The sequence below is a fragment of the Stenotrophomonas panacihumi genome (genome assembly GCF_001431645.1).
GTDB lineage: Bacteria > Pseudomonadota > Gammaproteobacteria > Xanthomonadales > Xanthomonadaceae > Stenotrophomonas_A > Stenotrophomonas_A panacihumi.
This window is the reverse complement of record NZ_LLXU01000077.1, coordinates 1-15,623: the sequence shown is the minus strand read 5'-3', so window position 1 is coordinate 15,623 and position 15,623 is coordinate 1. Positions and strand designations below refer to the sequence as shown.

18 protein-coding genes and 1 pseudogene are annotated in these 15,623 nt (G+C 68.4%); 10 read left to right on the top strand and 9 right to left on the bottom strand.

From position 1 onward, the window contains the following. Positions 1 to 24: 24 nt before the first annotated feature. Positions 25 to 936: a LysR family transcriptional regulator gene (locus tag ARC20_RS09685; RefSeq protein WP_057646577.1), complete on the bottom strand. Its 912-nt coding sequence runs from the start codon at positions 934 to 936 to the stop codon at positions 25 to 27. A 112-nt stretch (positions 937 to 1,048) separates the two neighbouring features. Between ARC20_RS09685 and ARC20_RS09680 the strand changes: the two genes are divergently transcribed. Beyond that, complete coding sequence (locus tag ARC20_RS09680) at positions 1,049 to 1,810, top strand: SDR family NAD(P)-dependent oxidoreductase (protein ID WP_057646576.1); 762 nt, start codon at positions 1,049 to 1,051, stop codon at positions 1,808 to 1,810. A 27-nt stretch (positions 1,811 to 1,837) separates the two neighbouring features. Here the strand turns inward: ARC20_RS09680 and ARC20_RS17975 are convergent, their stop codons facing one another. The 4 genes from ARC20_RS17975 to ARC20_RS09655 form a co-directional block, all read right to left on the bottom strand. Beyond that, the gene (locus ARC20_RS17975) at positions 1,838 to 2,542 is read right to left on the bottom strand and encodes a hypothetical protein (RefSeq protein ID WP_081418131.1); all 705 of its coding nucleotides are present in this window, start codon (positions 2,540 to 2,542) and stop codon (positions 1,838 to 1,840) included. Next, the gene (locus ARC20_RS09665; protein ID WP_057646573.1) at positions 2,539 to 2,748 is read right to left on the bottom strand and encodes a hypothetical protein; all 210 of its coding nucleotides are present in this window, start codon (positions 2,746 to 2,748) and stop codon (positions 2,539 to 2,541) included. The genes ARC20_RS17975 and ARC20_RS09665 overlap by 4 nt, the downstream gene beginning before the upstream one ends. Positions 2,749 to 2,901: 153 nt before the next feature. After that, positions 2,902 to 3,126, bottom strand: a complete 225-nt coding sequence (locus ARC20_RS09660) for a YbdD/YjiX family protein (protein WP_057646572.1) — start codon at positions 3,124 to 3,126, stop codon at positions 2,902 to 2,904. After that, positions 3,126 to 5,198, bottom strand: a complete 2,073-nt coding sequence (locus ARC20_RS09655; RefSeq protein WP_057646571.1) for a carbon starvation CstA family protein — start codon at positions 5,196 to 5,198, stop codon at positions 3,126 to 3,128. The genes ARC20_RS09660 and ARC20_RS09655 overlap by 1 nt, the downstream gene beginning before the upstream one ends. A gap of 208 nt (positions 5,199 to 5,406) precedes the next feature. Here ARC20_RS09655 and ARC20_RS09650 point away from each other — a divergent pair, with 208 nt between their 5' ends. Beyond that, positions 5,407 to 6,267, top strand: a complete 861-nt coding sequence (locus tag ARC20_RS09650) for a pirin family protein (protein WP_057646570.1) — start codon at positions 5,407 to 5,409, stop codon at positions 6,265 to 6,267. A gap of 5 nt (positions 6,268 to 6,272) precedes the next feature. Then, positions 6,273 to 6,662, top strand: coding sequence for an OsmC family protein (locus tag ARC20_RS09645; protein ID WP_057646609.1), 390 nt, complete (start codon positions 6,273 to 6,275; stop codon positions 6,660 to 6,662). Positions 6,663 to 6,929: 267 nt separating this feature from the next. Here the strand turns inward: ARC20_RS09645 and aqpZ are convergent, their stop codons facing one another. From aqpZ to ARC20_RS09630, 3 genes are all read right to left on the bottom strand, one after another. Continuing rightward, positions 6,930 to 7,673, bottom strand: coding sequence for an aquaporin Z (gene aqpZ, locus ARC20_RS09640; RefSeq protein ID WP_057646569.1), 744 nt, complete (start codon positions 7,671 to 7,673; stop codon positions 6,930 to 6,932). A 113-nt stretch (positions 7,674 to 7,786) separates the two neighbouring features. Next, positions 7,787 to 8,239, bottom strand: coding sequence for a hypothetical protein (locus ARC20_RS09635; protein ID WP_057646568.1), 453 nt, complete (start codon positions 8,237 to 8,239; stop codon positions 7,787 to 7,789). A 235-nt stretch (positions 8,240 to 8,474) separates the two neighbouring features. Next, entirely contained in the window at positions 8,475 to 9,365 is an 891-nt protein-coding gene (locus ARC20_RS09630) for a pirin family protein (RefSeq protein WP_057646567.1), read from the bottom strand. Between the two features lie 225 nt (positions 9,366 to 9,590). On the opposite strand from ARC20_RS09630, the gene gpmA reads away from it, so the two are divergent. From gpmA to ARC20_RS09600, 7 genes are all read left to right on the top strand, one after another. Beyond that, a complete protein-coding gene (gpmA, locus tag ARC20_RS09625; RefSeq protein WP_057646566.1) occupies positions 9,591 to 10,340 on the top strand; it encodes a 2,3-diphosphoglycerate-dependent phosphoglycerate mutase in 750 nt (249 codons plus the stop codon). A 78-nt stretch (positions 10,341 to 10,418) separates the two neighbouring features. Next, a complete protein-coding gene (locus tag ARC20_RS09620) occupies positions 10,419 to 11,216 on the top strand; it encodes an SGNH/GDSL hydrolase family protein (RefSeq protein ID WP_057646608.1) in 798 nt (265 codons plus the stop codon). Between the two features lie 52 nt (positions 11,217 to 11,268). Next, positions 11,269 to 11,391: a hypothetical protein gene (locus ARC20_RS18840; RefSeq protein ID WP_272914614.1), complete on the top strand. Its 123-nt coding sequence runs from the start codon at positions 11,269 to 11,271 to the stop codon at positions 11,389 to 11,391. 284 nt (positions 11,392 to 11,675) lie between these two features. Beyond that, a complete protein-coding gene (locus tag ARC20_RS09615) occupies positions 11,676 to 12,071 on the top strand; it encodes a hypothetical protein (protein WP_057646565.1) in 396 nt (131 codons plus the stop codon). Further along, positions 12,068 to 12,424, top strand: a complete 357-nt coding sequence (locus ARC20_RS09610; protein ID WP_057646564.1) for a hypothetical protein — start codon at positions 12,068 to 12,070, stop codon at positions 12,422 to 12,424. The genes ARC20_RS09615 and ARC20_RS09610 overlap by 4 nt, the downstream gene beginning before the upstream one ends. Positions 12,425 to 12,526: 102 nt before the next feature. Then, complete coding sequence (locus ARC20_RS09605; RefSeq protein WP_146165853.1) at positions 12,527 to 12,919, top strand: hypothetical protein; 393 nt, start codon at positions 12,527 to 12,529, stop codon at positions 12,917 to 12,919. Positions 12,920 to 13,077: 158 nt separating this feature from the next. After that, positions 13,078 to 15,177, top strand: a complete 2,100-nt coding sequence (locus ARC20_RS09600) for a M13 family metallopeptidase (RefSeq protein ID WP_057646562.1) — start codon at positions 13,078 to 13,080, stop codon at positions 15,175 to 15,177. A 210-nt stretch (positions 15,178 to 15,387) separates the two neighbouring features. On the opposite strand, the pseudogene ARC20_RS09595 reads toward ARC20_RS09600, so the two are convergent. Further along, a pseudogene (locus ARC20_RS09595) lies at positions 15,388 to 15,623 on the bottom strand (M13-type metalloendopeptidase); the annotation flags it as partial.

The window sequence follows — 15,623 nt, the reverse complement described above, 5'->3', positions numbered from 1 at the left end:
AGAACATGAACCCCGATGCGATGCTCAGCGCGGCATCGGATCCAGATGCGGCGTCAGCAACCCCGCCAGCCAGTCCATGAACACCCGCACGCGGCGTGGCAGGTGCCTGCGTTGCGCGTAGATCAGCGTGAGCGGCATCGGCTCGGACACGAGGTGCGGCACCACCTCGACCAGATCGCCGCGCGCGAGCGCATCGCGCACGCTGAGCAGCGGCACCTGGATGATGCCCAGGCCGGCGAGCGCGGCGACGTGGTAGGCCTCCACGTTGTTCACCGTGACCGCGCCGCCCATCGGCATGAGGCGATACGCCTCGCCGTCGAAATACTCGAAGCCCGACGCACGCTGGCCGAGCACGCTGGCGTAGTGCACGAGCTCGTGCGTGGCCAGGTCCTCCAGGCCCTGCGGCGTGCCGCGCCGCGCGAGGTAGGCGGGGCTGGCGCAGTTGACGATGCGCATCACCCCCAGCGGGCGCGCCACCAGCGAGCTGTCCTGCGGATTGCCGCCGCGCAGCACGCAATCGAAACCTTCGCGCACCACGTCGACCAGGCGGTCGGTGGCGCTCAGCTCGATCTCCAGTTGCGGATGTTCGGCCAGGAAGGCCTGCAGCTGCGGCAGCACGAACAGCCGCGCCATGCCGCTGCCCATGTCCACGCGCAGGCGGCCGCGCAGCTGGCGGCCTTCGGTGAGGAACATGCCCTGCAGCTCTTCCAGGTCGGCGAGCACGTCGCGGCTGCGCTGGTAGAACGCGCGGCCATCGGCGGTGGGCTGCACGCGGCGGGTGGTGCGATGGAGCAACTGCGTGCCCACGCGGGCCTCCAGCTGCTGCACGGCGGTGGACACGCTGGCCTTGGGCAGCCCCAGCGATTCCGCCGCGCGGGTGAAGCCCCCCAGTTCGACCACCCGCTGGAAAGCCCGCAGGGATTGGGCGAAGTCCATGATTGTTCCTGATTCTTGAACAGTAAGCTCAGGTTTGCGGGGTTTATCGCGCGCGTCAAGCCCAATAACGTGGCCCCCATGGCGCAATACCGCGCCTGACAGGAGCCCTCCCATGAGCACTAACCCCCGCATCACCCTGATCACCGGCGCCAACCGCGGCCTGGGCCGCAACGGCGCGCTGGCCGTGGCCAAGGCCGGCAGCGACGTGATCGTGACCTATCGCGGCCATGCCGAAGAGGCGCAGGCGGTGGTGTCCGAGATCCAGGCACTGGGCCGCCGCGCCGCCGCGTTGCAGTTCGACGTGGCCGACGCCTCCGCGCTGCCCGGCTTCGTCGAGGCGCTGCGCGCGCAGCTCGGCCAGTGGCAGGCCACCCACCTGCATGCGCTGGTGAACAACGCCGGCACCGCGCTGTACTCGCCGATCGCCGACACCACGCCGGCGCAGTTCGACGAGATGGTCGCCGTGCACCTGCGCGGCCCGTACTTCCTCACCCAGGCGCTGCTGCCGCTGATCGCCGATGGTGGCCGCATCCTCAACATCTCCAGCGGCCTGGCGCGCTTTGCCATGCCGGGCAGCTCGGCCTACGCGATGATGAAGGGCGGCATCGAGGTGTTCACCCGTTACCTCGCCAAGGAGCTGGGCGCGCGTGGCATCAGCGTCAACACGCTGGCCCCCGGCGCCATCGAGACCGACTTCGGCGGCGGCCGCGTGCGCGACGACGCGCACGTCAATGCGATGGTGTCCTCGGTCACGGCGCTGGGCCGCCCGGGCAAGCCGGACGACATCGGCCCGGTGATCGCGATGCTGCTCGACCCGGCTACCCAGTGGGTGAACGCGCAGCGCGTGGAGGCTTCGGGCGGCATGCTGCTCTGAGTGATCCGCCAGGGTGCGGCAGGTGCATCAGCCCGAAGGCGGCAGACGTTGCCGGGGTTTGGGATGCGCCTGCCGCACTCGTTCCAGTTGCAGGAGGGCTTGCCGATATGCGGCTTCTGCGAGCAGTTCGTTGAGCTGTGGCAGGAACCAGCCGATTACGCAGGCCAGGTCGCGCAACGCAATCTGGATATGGCTGTCTCGATGGAAGCCGGAGCGCGGTACCAGTTCCGCACCCTGCTGGAACGCGCCACGCACCGCCTGATAGGGAAGGGAATGCGGGATGGCTTCGCGGGCGCGGTGGATGTGATTGAAGATGGCGTTGTCGAGGTGGCGCAGGACGTTGTCCGCATCCTCATCGTCGCGGGCCCGGTTGGCCGGAACGCGCCGGCCCGGTGAGTGACCGTCGTGTCCCAAGACCGCCATGCACGCAGCTTCGAATTCCCGTACGCCCGCATGGGTGGTCATGTCGAGGCAGCGCTGCACGCTGAGCAGGCAGCCGACGACCGCGGGTTGGGCGATGGGTCTTGCGGTCAGGCGACGCTCCGGCGCAGCCGCCGCGGTGCGGGCAAAGGCTTCGGCACGATCATGGTCGTTCTCGAAGATGTAGAAGCCTGGGCCGAGCCAGTCATAACGGTTATGGCTTAACTGGGGTGTCGCGCGCCCTGCCACCAGGTCGTCGCGCGTGGTGATGTCGCAGCCGTGATAGCCCACGACCAGCTGGCCTTCGTTCACAGGAATGCGGACTTGAGCTTGCCCGCGGCAATCAGTGCGCGCACCCGGCGCGTGTGCGCTTCGACTTCCTCCGGCGTGGTGCCGTAGATCCGGTGGATCTCCGCGACCTGACGTTCGAATTCGGCGTGGGCGGGATCGCCGTACTTGACGAGGACGGAGCGGCGGGCGGACAGCGTGCGCTTGGCGGTGTGCTTGATCGTGTTCATGGGGCGATCCTACGGCGGTGCTCGAGGGTCGCCCAGCCGTGAACTGCATCGGTTCGCGTAAGGATTCCGCGCGACCGATTTCGGAATAGTCGTAGAAAAAAAGAAGGCGGCCATCGGGCCGCCTTCTTCGTTATTCGCAGGTACCACGCCGAGTCAACAGCAGCGGAACCCGCTCTTCCCCCCGTACCGCGCTTCCTGCCGTTCGCGGAAGAACGTGGGGTAGTCCATCACCGGGCGGTCCGGGTGTTTCTCCAGCATGTGCCGCACGTAGTTGTCGTAATCGGGAATGCCGCAGCACAGCCGCGCGGTCTGCACCAGGCGCCGCCACACGCGGCGGTGCGCCTGGTACTGCCCGACGGGGACGAGGCCGGTACCCATCACAGGTCCGCCATCTGGGCCGGGGTCAGCGCCACGTACGGCGTCTCCCTGTCGGTACGCACCGGGCTACGGCGCGCGGCGATGATCGTCTTCACCGAATACACCAGCACCGCGAACACCACGAACAGGAACAGCGCGGTCAGGCCGGTGTTGACGTAGGCGTTGGTGACGATCTGCTGCATCTGGTGCACATCCTTGGCCGGCGCGGTGATGGTGTTGCTGGCGATCGCCGCCTGGAACTTGTGCGCCTGCGCCAGGAAGCCCTGCGCCGGGTTGCTGTCGAAGATCTTGATCAGGCCCGCGGTGGTGGTGCAGATCAGCAGCCACAGCGCCGGGACGATCGTGACCCAGGCGTAGCGGTCGCGCTTCATCTTGAACAGCACCACCGTGCCCAGCATCAGCGCGATGCCCGCGAGCATCTGGTTGGAGATGCCGAACAGCGGCCACAAGGTCTGGATGCCACCGAACGGATCGACCACGCCGGTGTAGAGCAGGTAGCCCCACAGCGCCACGCAGCCGCCGGTGCCGATCAGGTTGGCGGTCCACGATTCGGTCTTGCGCAGCGCCGGCACGAAGTTGCCCAGCAGGTCCTGCAGCATGAAGCGGCCCGCGCGCGTGCCGGCGTCGACCGCGGTGAGGATGAACAGCGCTTCGAACAGGATGGCGAAGTGGTACCAGAACGCCATCGTGTCCTCGCCCGGCAACACGTGGTGCAGGATCTGCGCGATGCCCACCGCCAGCGTCGGCGCGCCACCGGCGCGATGCAGGATGGTGGATTCGCCGATGTCGCGCGCCGTGGCTTCCAGCACGTCCGGGGTGATCGCAAAGCCCCACTCGCTGACCTTGGCGGCCACGGCGATGGCGTCGTTGCCGACCACCGCCGCGGGGCTGTTCATCGCGAAGTACACGCCCGGCTCGATGATCGAGGCCGCCACCAGCGCCATGATCGCCACGAACGATTCCATCAGCATGCCGCCGTAGCCGATGTAGCGCATGTGGCCTTCATTGGCGAGCAGCTTGGGCGTGGTGCCCGAGGAGATCAGCGCATGGAAGCCGGATACCGCGCCGCAGGCGATGGTGATGAACAGGAACGGGAACACGCCGCCCTTCCACACCGGGCCGTCGCCGCTGCTGGCGAACTGGGTCAGCGCCGGCATCTTCAGCTCCGGCATCACGATCAGGATGCCGATGGCCAGCGCCACGATGGTGCCGATCTTGAGGAAGGTGGAGAGATAGTCGCGCGGCGCCAGCAGCAGCCACACCGGCAGCACCGAGGCCACGAAGCCGTAGCCGATCAGCATCCAGGTGATCTGCTTGGCGGTGAAGGTGAAGGCCGGGCCCCAGGTCGGGTCGGCGGCGACCTTGCCGCCGAGCCAGATCGCGGCGAGCAGCAGGATCAGCCCGACCACCGAAATCTCGCCGATCTTGCCCGGGCGGATGTAGCGCATGTACACGCCCATCATGATCGCGATGGGCATCGTGGCGATGACGGTGAACATGCCCCACGGGCTTTCGGCCAGCGCCTTGACCACCACCATCGCCAGCACCGCCAGGATGATGATCATGATCAGGAAGGCGCCGAACAGCGCGATGGTGCCGGGCACCTGGCCCATTTCCTCGCGTACCAGGTCGCCGAGCGAACGGCCGTTGCGGCGCGTGGAGAGGAACAGGACCACGAAGTCCTGCACCGCGCCGGCGAACACCACGCCGGCCACCAGCCACAGCAGGCCGGGCAGGTAGCCCATCTGCGCGGCGAGCACCGGGCCGACCAGCGGGCCGGCGCCGGCGATGGCGGCGAAGTGGTGGCCGAACAGCACGTGCTTGTTGGTGGGCACGTAGTCCAGGCCGTCGTTGTTGAGCTGCGCGGGCGTGGCGCGCGTCGGGTCGAGCTGCATCACCTTGGTGGCGATGAACAGGCTGTAGTAGCGGTAGGCGATCAGGTAGATCGACACCGCCGCCACGACGATCCACAGGGCGTTGATCTGTTCGCCGCGGCGCAGTGCGATCGTGCCGAGGCAGAAGGCGCCGAGCAGCGCGAGCGCGGCCCAGGCCAGTTTCGAAAAGCCTTTCATGCAAGCTCCTCCCGGAAGTCTCCCGCAAGGTTCCTCCCGCGTCGGGCCGGGGTCAATGGCGGCCGCTAGGACTTTGGTCGAATGGCATTGCGGTGCCGAAAACGCTTGTGCGGCGCGCCATTCGCGGAACAATAGGTTGCGCCCGCCCACATTGGAGCGGGGCGCACGCGCACCCATCCTGTGCGGCAACTTCACTGGAGCCATCGCCATGAGCGCTACCCCGACCGCCCTTCCGGCCCGCCTGCAGCGTGTGCTGCGCGGCCGTCCCGCGTCCGACGGCGCGGGCGTCAAGCTGACCCGGGTCATCGGCTCGCCCGAGCTGCCGGACCTGGACCCGTTCCTGCTGCTGGACGAGTTCGGCACCGACCGCGCGGAGGATTACCTCGCCGGTTTCCCGAGCCACCCGCACCGTGGCTTCGAGACCGTCACCTACATGCTCGACGGCCGCATGCGCCACAAGGACAACCACGGCAACGAAGGCCTGCTGACCCCGGGCAGCGTGCAGTGGATGACCGCCGGCCGCGGCCTGGTGCATTCGGAAATGCCCGAGCAGGAATCCGGGCGCATGCGCGGCTTCCAGCTGTGGGTGAACCTGCCCGCGCGCGACAAGATGACCGAGCCGAAGTACCAGGAATATCCGCCGGAGAACATCCCGGTCACCACGCCGGCCCCCGGCGTGACGGTGAAGGTGATCGCCGGCCGCGTGGGCGACACCGTCGGCCCGATCGTGCAGCCGGCCACCGACCCGTTGTACCTGGACATCGAACTGACGCCCGGCACCGCGTGGACCTACGTCGTGCCCGAGGGCCACAACACCTTCGCCTATGTCTTCGAGGGCGCGCTCACCGTGGGCGAGGGCGACGAGGCGCGGCCGCTGGAAGCGCAGCAGCTCGGCATCCTCGGCGGTGGCGACGCGTTGCAGTTGCGCGCCGGCCAGCAGGGCGCGCGCCTGATCCTCGTCGCGGGCCGTCCGCTGCGCGAACCGGTGGTGCGCCACGGCCCGTTCGTGATGAACACCAAGCAGGAAATCATGCAGGCCTTCGTCGACTTCCAGGAAGGACGCTTCTGATGTCCATGGATCGCGCAGTTACCGCGCATAGCGCGGGCATGCCCTACATCACCGAGCTGGGCGATGGCGTGCACGCATGGCGTTCGGACACCGTGCCGTCGAACGGCGGCGCGGACGCGGCGGAGGATCCGGAATCGCTCGTGCTCAGTGCACTGGGCGCATGCACGGCCATCACCGTGCGCATGTATGCCTCGCGCAAGCAATGGCCGCTGGAAGCGGTGGACGTGCGCCTGCACTACACGCGTCGCGACGCCACCGGCACCACCATCGCGCGCGAGGTAGTGCTGAAGGGCGAGCTGGACGACGTCCAGCGCGCCCGCCTGATGGAGATAGCCGACAAGTGCCCGATCCACCGCCTGTTGACGGGTGAAGTGGTGATTGAAGCAGCGAACTGACGCGAGAAAGGCGACGCCTTTCGCATGACCCTGTGCAGGAGCGGCTGAGCCGAGGCCCGTGGGGCCGGCGGGGCGCAGCCCTTTCGGGACCGTTGGCGACATGGATGTCGCCGACGACCCCCCATGGATGGGTTTACGGCGTGTCCCGAAAGGGCTGCGCCCCGCCGGCCTCACGGGCCTTGGCGCAAGCCGCTCCGTGCGCGACACACCCATCGCGGCCAACGCAAAAACCCCGGCAAGGCAATCAACCCCGCCGGGGTTCAAGCCTCAACGCCCGGTGCCCACGACGCTGGGATCCGGCCGCCCGAGCACCTTGTAGATCGCCCCTCCGATCACGCCCCCGATCAACGGCGCCACCCAGAACAGCCACAGCTGCCCCAGCGCTCCGGCCCCGGCAAACACCGCCACCGCGGTGGAGCGCGCCGGATTCACCGACGTATTGGTGACCGGGATGCTGATCAAGTGGATCAACGTCAGCGCCAGGCCGATGGCGATCGGTGCGAACCCGGCCGGCGCGCTGCTGTGCGTCGAGCCCATGATCACCAGCAGGAACACCGCCGTGAGCACCACCTCGCACAGGAAGGCGGCCACCAGCGAATACCCGCCCGGCGACAACGCCCCATAGCCGTTGCTGGCGAACGCACCCGCCGCCGTGTGATCGATGGCAAAGCCCGGCTGCCCGGACGCGATATGGAACAGCACCGCCGCGGCCAACAGGCCACCCAGCACCTGCGCTACCCAATAGGGCAGCAGGTCGCGCGCGGGAAAACGGCCGCCGGCCACCAGGCCCAGGCTGACCGCCGGATTGAAATGGCCCCCGGAGATGTGCCCGAACGCGTAAGCGCCCGTCAGCACCGTCAGGCCAAACGCCAGCGCCACGCCGAGGAAGCCGATGCCCAGTGGATTGGTGTCGCCACCGAATTTCGCCGCCAGCACCGCGCTGCCGCAACCACCCAGGACCAGCCAGAACGTACCGAGGAACTCCGCCGCCAACCGCTTAGCCAGTGACATGACGCACCTCCTGCGCAAGCCCGCCCAGGTTGGGCGGGATGGCGGCATTCAATGCCCCGTGCGGCGGCTTGGCAACGGTAGTTTTTCTTAGGGCCGGCCGGGCCGGCCTTGCATCAACGGCCCAGCGCCAGGCTGGCCGGCTGCATGTCCAGGCGCTGCGTCAGCCCCTGCAGGCTGCCCAGCTCCAGGTTGTCACCGGCATCGATCCACACCTGCGCATAGCGCTTCTTGCCCAGCTCGATCACCGCCACGCGGCGGTTGACCAGCTCGCGCCCGCCCAGGTCCGGGCGATACCAGTAGAAATCTTCCTCGGCCAGCTGGCCCTTTTCCTCGCGGCGATCGCGCGGCAGGCTCAGGCCCGGGTCGCGCGTGGTGAACATCACCCCGAGCACCTCGCGGCCATCGGCGGTGAGCGCCTTGCACGAAAGATAGTCGGCGCCCGCCAGCTGCTTCCATTCCAGGCCGGCGGCCGGAGGCAGGGTGGGGCAGGTCGGTGCCTGCTGCGCGGCGGCGCTTCCGCCGACGGACAACAGCAACAGGCCAAACAGGCAGCTTGCGGACTTCATTGGTTTTTCCCCTGGCAGTGGAATGCAATGCGGTGCGCGCGCATCGCCTGGGTTGGTCCGCCAACGGGCGCCTCCCGAACCGCCCGCCTGGCGCATCCCCATGCGCGCTCCCGACGTGCCATCCATCACATGATGTGGATGAGCGACCCCACCATAACCAAGGCCCGCCGCAGGATCAAATAAACCGTGCGGGGGCGAATGGTTCCATTGGAAACCTTCACGCACCCCGCGTCCGTCACGGGTAGTTCGGCGGCGCCGGCACCGGCGTTTCCGGCAGCGGGATGAATTCCTTGTCGTCGCCGGGAATCTTGCCGAAGCGGCCTTCGCGCCAATCGTCCTTTGCCTGCTCGATGCGCTCCTTCGAGCTGGACACGAAGTTCCACCACAGGTGGCGCGGGCCATCGAGCGGCTCGCCGCCCATCAGCATCGCCTTGAGCGGCGTCTTGGCGCGCAGGCGTCCGCGCGCCCCGTCCTCGGGGATGACCAGGTGGCGCTCGGGGATATCCACGCCATCGAGCTGCGCCTGTCCTTCCAGGATGTAGAGCGAGCGCTGCACGTGGCCGGTATCCAGGTCGATCTCGGCATCGGCGTCCAGATCGATCGCCACGTTGAGCGTGTCGGCGAACACCTTCACCGGCGATTCCTCGCCGTACGCGCGCCCGGCGATCACCCGCAGCCACGCGCCGTTGCGACGCTGCTGCGGCAGCGTGGCCGCGCCGTGGTGGTAGAACGCCGGGTCGGTTTCCTCGAAGTTGCGCGGCAGCGCCACCCAGGTCTGCATGCCGTGCAGCGCATGCTCGCGGCCGCGCTCGGGCGGCGGCGTGCGCTCGGAATGCGCGATGCCGCGCCCGGCGGTCATCCAGTTCACGTCGCCCGGGCGGATCACCTGTTCCGAACCGAGCGTGTCGCGGTGGCCGATTTCGCCGGACCACAGGAAGGTCACGGTGGCCAGCCCGATGTGCGGATGCGGGCGCACGTCGATGCCCTGGCCCGGCTCGAAGATGGCCGGGCCCATGTGGTCGACGAACACGAACGGGCCGACGCTGCGTGCCTGCAACGTCGGGACCGCGCGGCGTACCTGCAGGCCGCCGATGTCATGGACGCGCGGGGCGATGATCGTGGTCATGGGCGGCGACTCCTGGCAGCGGCGGGAATGCGGGGCAGCATCGCATGGCGAGGATGACCGCTGCAGCGCCATCGGCGACATGGATCGTTGTGCGCAGCCTGCTTCCAAAGGCCATTCGCCGCGGCGCGAGGCCAGCCGGGCGGCCCGCCGCGCGCGCGCGGCGTCACCCGTGCGGGCTTGCCCTACAATCGGCGGGTATTCCCCATCGTTGCCGGAGAACCCGTAGTGACCCGCAAACTCGTACTGCTGCGCCATGGCCAGAGCCAATGGAACCTGGACAACCGCTTCACCGGCTGGGTGGACGTGGACCTCACCGACCAGGGCCGCGCCGAAGCCGCCGCGGCCGGCAAGCTGATGAAGGACGAGGGGCTGCAGTTCGACGTCGCCCACACCTCGGTGCTCAAGCGCGCGATCCACACGCTGCAGGGCGCGCTGAAGGAGATGGACCAGGACTGGCTGCCGGTCTACAAGAGCTGGCGCCTCAACGAACGCCATTACGGCGGCCTGCAGGGCCTGGACAAGGCCGAGACCGCCGCCAAGCACGGCGAGGAGCAGGTCAAGGTGTGGCGCCGTTCCTACGACATCCCGCCGCCGCCGATGGACCTGGAAGACCCGGGCCACCCGGCGCACGACCGCCGCTACGCCGGCCTGGACCGCAACGCCCTGCCGGCGACCGAATCGCTGGCCACCACGCTGGTGCGCGTGCTGCCTTACTGGTTCGACGCCATCGCCCCGCAGCTGAAGGACGGCAAGACGGTGCTGGTCACCGCGCATGGCAACTCGCTGCGCGCGCTGTACAAGTACCTCAATGGCGTGTCGAACGAGGAAATCCTCGAACTCAACATCCCGACCGGCATCCCGCTGCTGTTTGAGCTGGACGACCAGCTGGCGGTGAAGACCTATCGCTACCTGGGCGACCCGGAAGCGGCCAAGCGCGCCGCCGAGGCGGTGGCCAACCAGGGCAAGGCGAAGTAATCACGCCGTACCGAAGGAGAACCCGGCTGATGGCCGGGTTTTTCTTTGCGCGACACCATGATCGAGGACATACGCACCATGCAGCACCCCATTCGTCATCTTCCGCTGCGCCGCGTCGCCATGGCACTGCTGCTCGGCGTCGTCATCGCGCAGGCGCAGGCGGCCGAGGCGCCGCTGACTGACCCGGCTTATCTCGCCGCCCCCGAATCGCTCAAGCCCGAGCAGGTGGCGCAGATGCAGAAGCGCCTGCTCGACTGGCCGCAGTTGCAGCGCTATGCCGCCGAGAACGCCGCGCTGGCGCCGGCGGCCAAGGGCACGCAGCGCGTGGTGTTCTTCGGCGATTCGATCACCGAAGGCTGGGGCCCGACGGGTGGCGACCGCTTCTTCCCCGGCAAGGGCTACGTGAATCGCGGTATCTCCGGGCAGACCACCGCGCAGATGCTGGTGCGTTTCCGCCAGGACGTCATCGACCTCAAGCCGGCGGTGGTGGTGATCCTCGCGGGCACCAACGACATCGCCGGCAACACTGGCCCATCCACGCAACAGATGATCGAAGACAACCTGCACTCGATCGCCGAGCTGGCGAAGGCGCATGGCATCCGCGTCGTGCTGGCATCGGTGCTGCCGGTGAGCACGTATCCGTGGCGCCCGGGCTCGCAGCCGGCCGGCCAGGTGCGCGCGCTCAACGCGGCGCTGCGCCAGTACGCGCAGCAGCAGGGGCTGGTGTACCTGGACTACTACGCCGCGATGACCAATGCCGACGGCGGCCTCGACCCGGCGCTGGCCAAGGACGGCGTGCACCCGACTGCCGCCGGTTACGCAATCATGGCGCCGCTGGCCGAGCAGGCCATCGCCAAGGCATTGAAGGTGCACTGACGCCACGCGCCGCGCAACGGCGCATGATGGGGGCGCAAGAGGAGGGTGTCCGATGGTCCTGCGGTACCTGTTGTCCTATGGCGTGCCGATCGCGCTGGGCATCGCCCTGGTCGCGCTGGTGGTGATGTGGGGGCTGCGCGGCAGGATCGGCCGGCCGCCGGGTGACCGGCCGTGAGGGCGGGCGGCGAGCGCGTCGATGCCGCGGCGGTGCCGGCGCGGGACGAGGGGGCGGGAGCCGGGGCCGAAGTCTGTCCGGTCTGTGGCGGGAGCGGTGAGGTCGAGGTGGTCGACGAAGAAGTCGGGTGCCGCGTGCAGGTGCCCTGCGAGGCTTGCAGGCCGGAGGCGCCAGTGACCAATCCGCCTGGAACCTAGTACGTCCTCGGCTACGCTTGATCGCCGCGATGCGGTGCTACGGCGCCTGCGCTCGGCGCTGCTTCTTCAACCATGTCGGATGACACCATGCGAAAGGCATTGCTGCGTGTGTTGATCGTGGTGTTCGCCCTCGTGCTGCCCTACCTGTCACGTCTGCCGGGCGGCCGCGAATGGCTGGGGCAGCTCACTTACGGCGGCTGGGGCGGGTTCCTGTTCCTGGCCGCGTGCAGCGCGGTGGTGTGGGGTGGCCTGCTGCTGTGCAGCTGGCTGTATCGGCGCATGTCCTCGTTGTGGATTCCCGCGCTGCTCGGCTACGGTTTCCTGGCCTGGGTGTACGGCAGCATCGACTTGCGCGCCGATGCGCAGGCCGCGCTTGGGCTGCTCATCGCGCCGATGTATTCGCTGGCGCCGATGCTGCTGGGCGGTTTGATCGGGTGGTGGTTCGATCGTCGCCCGCGTATCCGGGCAGAGGCTGGCACATGATCGCGCTCCGGCCGCACGGCGTCTTCAGTCGACTTCGCAGGCCATGGGCGAACGCCGCGCCCGCGATGATCCTGTGCGCCTTGGTCTTGTCATACGCACTGCTCGGCTGGGTGGCACTGCATCGGCCCGACTGGCTGGCATTCGGCGGTATGGAAATCGCGCTGCTGCTCGGGCCGGCCGCGCTGTTGTCGTGGGGCAGGGCGATGTTGGCGCTCTATCTGGCGTGTTCCGCCGCCATCGTCCTCCTCGCGCTGTTGGGTGCCTGGAAATCCAGCCTGCGCGTGCCCGCGGTGCTGGGCATCTTCGGCGTGTGGGTCGGTGCCGCGCTGTTCGCCATGGCAATGTCCATCTGAATCCGCCGACGGCGGGCCGGTAGCCCTTGACGACCCACCCCGCCACGGCCTGCTAGAGTCCGCCCATCGTCCCTGCCACGGGGGCGCTACCGGAGACACACCATGGATCGTCGTCTCGGCTCCACTGTGCTGCTCGGCGCGCTCGTCGCCGGCGCCCTGTCTTTCACTGCCCCCCTGTCCGCCTCGCCCTCGGCGCATGCCGATACCTCGCGCAGCTATGCGGCCTGCGTGGTCACCGATGCTTCCGCCAAGCGGGTCTACGCCAGCGCGCCGGGCCGGGTGGAAGCGGTGGGCACGCCGACGCTCGATGCGCAGGCCTACGCCGGCTGGGTGGCGCGGCTGTACAACGTGCCCGAGGCGCGCCTGTCCAGCGCCAGCTGCGTGACCGATCCGCGCAGCCTGCAGGCGGCCGAAATGCGCCTGAAGCCGTTGCTTCAGGTCGGCGACCGGCAGGGCTTCGCGGTGGAACGCACGCGCTGGTGGCTGTCGCAATAGTCCGCGCGCGGGATCGCGCCGCGAGATGCCGGCGCGATTCCCGTTCCACCGCCACACCGGCGCGGACCCGCCACGCCGTGACCAATGACCCATAGGTCGAACCGGACAATGTTCTAGGCTGGGGAGTCTTCCTCGTCCGCTGTCCGGAGTCGTCCCGCATGTCCCTTCGTACCATCGTCCCGGTCGCGCTGACCGCCGCGATCACCCTGGCCCTGTCCGTGCATGGCCCGCAGGCCGAGGCCGCCTCCACGACCAAGGCGCCCGCCGCCAGCGCGCCGGCATTGGATGTCGCCAAGCTCGACGCCCCCAAGGTCGCCTTCAACCTGGCCGACCTCGACCCGGCCGTCGCCGCCTGCGACGACCTCAATGGCTTCGTCAACGCCAAGTGGCTCAAGGCCAACCCGGTGCCGTCCGACCGCACCAGCTGGGGCAGCTTCGAAGTGCTGGCCGAGCGCTCGCTGGTGATCCAGCACGCGCTGGTCGAACAGGCCGCCGCGGCCAACGCGCCGGCCGGCAGCATCGAAGGCAAGATCGCCGACATCTGGCGCACCGGCATGGACGAAGCCGCCATCAACCAGGCTGGCCTGGCGCCGCTGCAGCCGCAGCTGAAGGCCATCGACGGCCTGCGCGACGGCAAGGCCGTCGCCGCGTGGCTGCGCGATCGCTACGCGCAGGGCCAGGGCTTCCTGTTCTCCTTCGGCGCCAATGCCGATTACAAGGATTCCAGCCAGGTCATCGCCTACGCGGGCCAGGGTGGCCTGGGCCTGCCGGAGAAGGGCTACTACTTCGACGAATCGCAGGCCAAGATCCGCGACGCCTACGTGCAGTACATCGCCCGCGTGCTGGTGCTGGGCGGCGCCAAGCCGGCGCAGGCCGCCACCCAGGCCAAGGCCGTGATGGCGTTCGAAACCCGCCTGGCCAACGCCTCGCTGTCGCGCATCGAACTGCGCGACCCGTCCAAGCGCTACAACCCGGTGAGCGCCGCGCAGGCCAACGCGATCACCCCGCACTTCGACTGGAACGCGTTCTTCGACACCCTGCAGGTGCCGGCCGAGGACAAGTTCTCGCTCGCCCAGCCGGGCTACTTCGCCGAACTGGACAAGATGCTCGCCGATACCCCGGCGGCGACGTGGCAGGCCTACCTGCGCTTCCACACCATCGACGAGGCCGCCCCGTACCTGGCGCAGTCCTTCGAGCAGGCGCACTTCGATTTCTACAACAAGACCCTGCGCGGCCAGCAGGAGATGCTGCCGCGCTGGAAGCGCAGCCTGGAAGCGGTGAACGATGCGATGGGCGAGGGCCTGGGCCAGCTCTACGTGCAGGCCGCCTTCCCGCCGGAATCGAAGGTGGAAATGCAGCAGCTGGTGCACAACCTCTCCATCGCGCTGAAGGCGCGCCTGGAGAAGCTGGACTGGATGAGCGCCGAGACCAAGCAGCGCGCGCTGGAGAAGTGGGCCAGCTTCACGCCGAAGATCGGCTACCCGGACAAGTGGCGCGACTGGAGCGGCCTGCGGACCTCCGATGCCGGTTTCCTCGCCAACATGGAAGCGGCGCAGGCGTTCAACTACCGCTACCGCCTGGACAAGATCGGCAAGCCGGTGGATCGCACCGAGTGGGGCATGACCCCGCAGACGGTCAACGCCTACTACAACGCCACCAAGAACGAGATCGTGTTCCCGGCGGCGATCCTTCAGCCGCCGTTCTTCGACCCGAAGGCGGACCCGGCGCTCAACTACGGCGGCATCGGCGCGGTGATCGGCCACGAGATGATGCACGGCTACGACGACTCCGGCAGCCAGTTCGACGCCAAGGGCAACTTCGACAGCTGGTGGACCGACAGTGACCGCAAGCTGTTCACCGAGCGCACCGACCAGCTCGTCGCGCAGTTCGATGGCTACGAAGCGGTGCCGGGCGTGCACGTGAAGGGCAAGCTGACCCTGGGCGAGAACATCGGCGACCTCGGCGGCCTCACCGTGGCCTACGACGCGCTGCAGATGGCGCTCAAGCAGGATCCGGCGGCGAAGGGCAAGATCGACGGCTACACCCAGGACCAGCGCTTCTTCATGAACTGGGCCACGGTGTGGCGTCGCAACTTCACCGATGGCGAGCTGCGCGTGCGCCTGAATACCGACCCGCACGCGCCGGCGAACTTCCGCGCCATCGCCGCGCCCTCGAACATGCCGGCCTACGCGCAGGCGTTCCAGTGCAAGGCGGGCGACCGCATGGTGCGTGGCAAGGATCGCGTGGCGATCTGGTAAGCCGCCCCGCGACGCACCCCACGAGGCCCGGTCGGCAACGACCGGGCCTTTGTTTTGCCGTGGTCTCAGTAGTTTTACTCAGCCCCGACCGGTAGTTCATCCGTCGCGTCCGCACGGGCCAAGTGGTCTGCTTTCCCGCATATCGCAGGAGGGACCTCCCATGTCATCGCGTTCGCTTTGCCTGGCCATCGGCCTGGCCCTGGCGCTGCCCGCCGCCGGATCCTGCTTGAGCGCCATCTGCAGCGCGTCGTAGGCCACGGTGAGGCCGCCGAGGTCGCCGATGTTCTCGCCCAGGGTCAGCTTGCCCTTCACGTGCACGCCCGGCACCGCTTCGTAGCCATCGAACTGCGCGACGAGCTGGTCGGTGCGCTCGGTGAACAGCTTGCGGTCACTGTCGGTCCACCAGCTGTCGAAGTTGCCCTTGGCGTCGAACTGGCTGCCGGAGT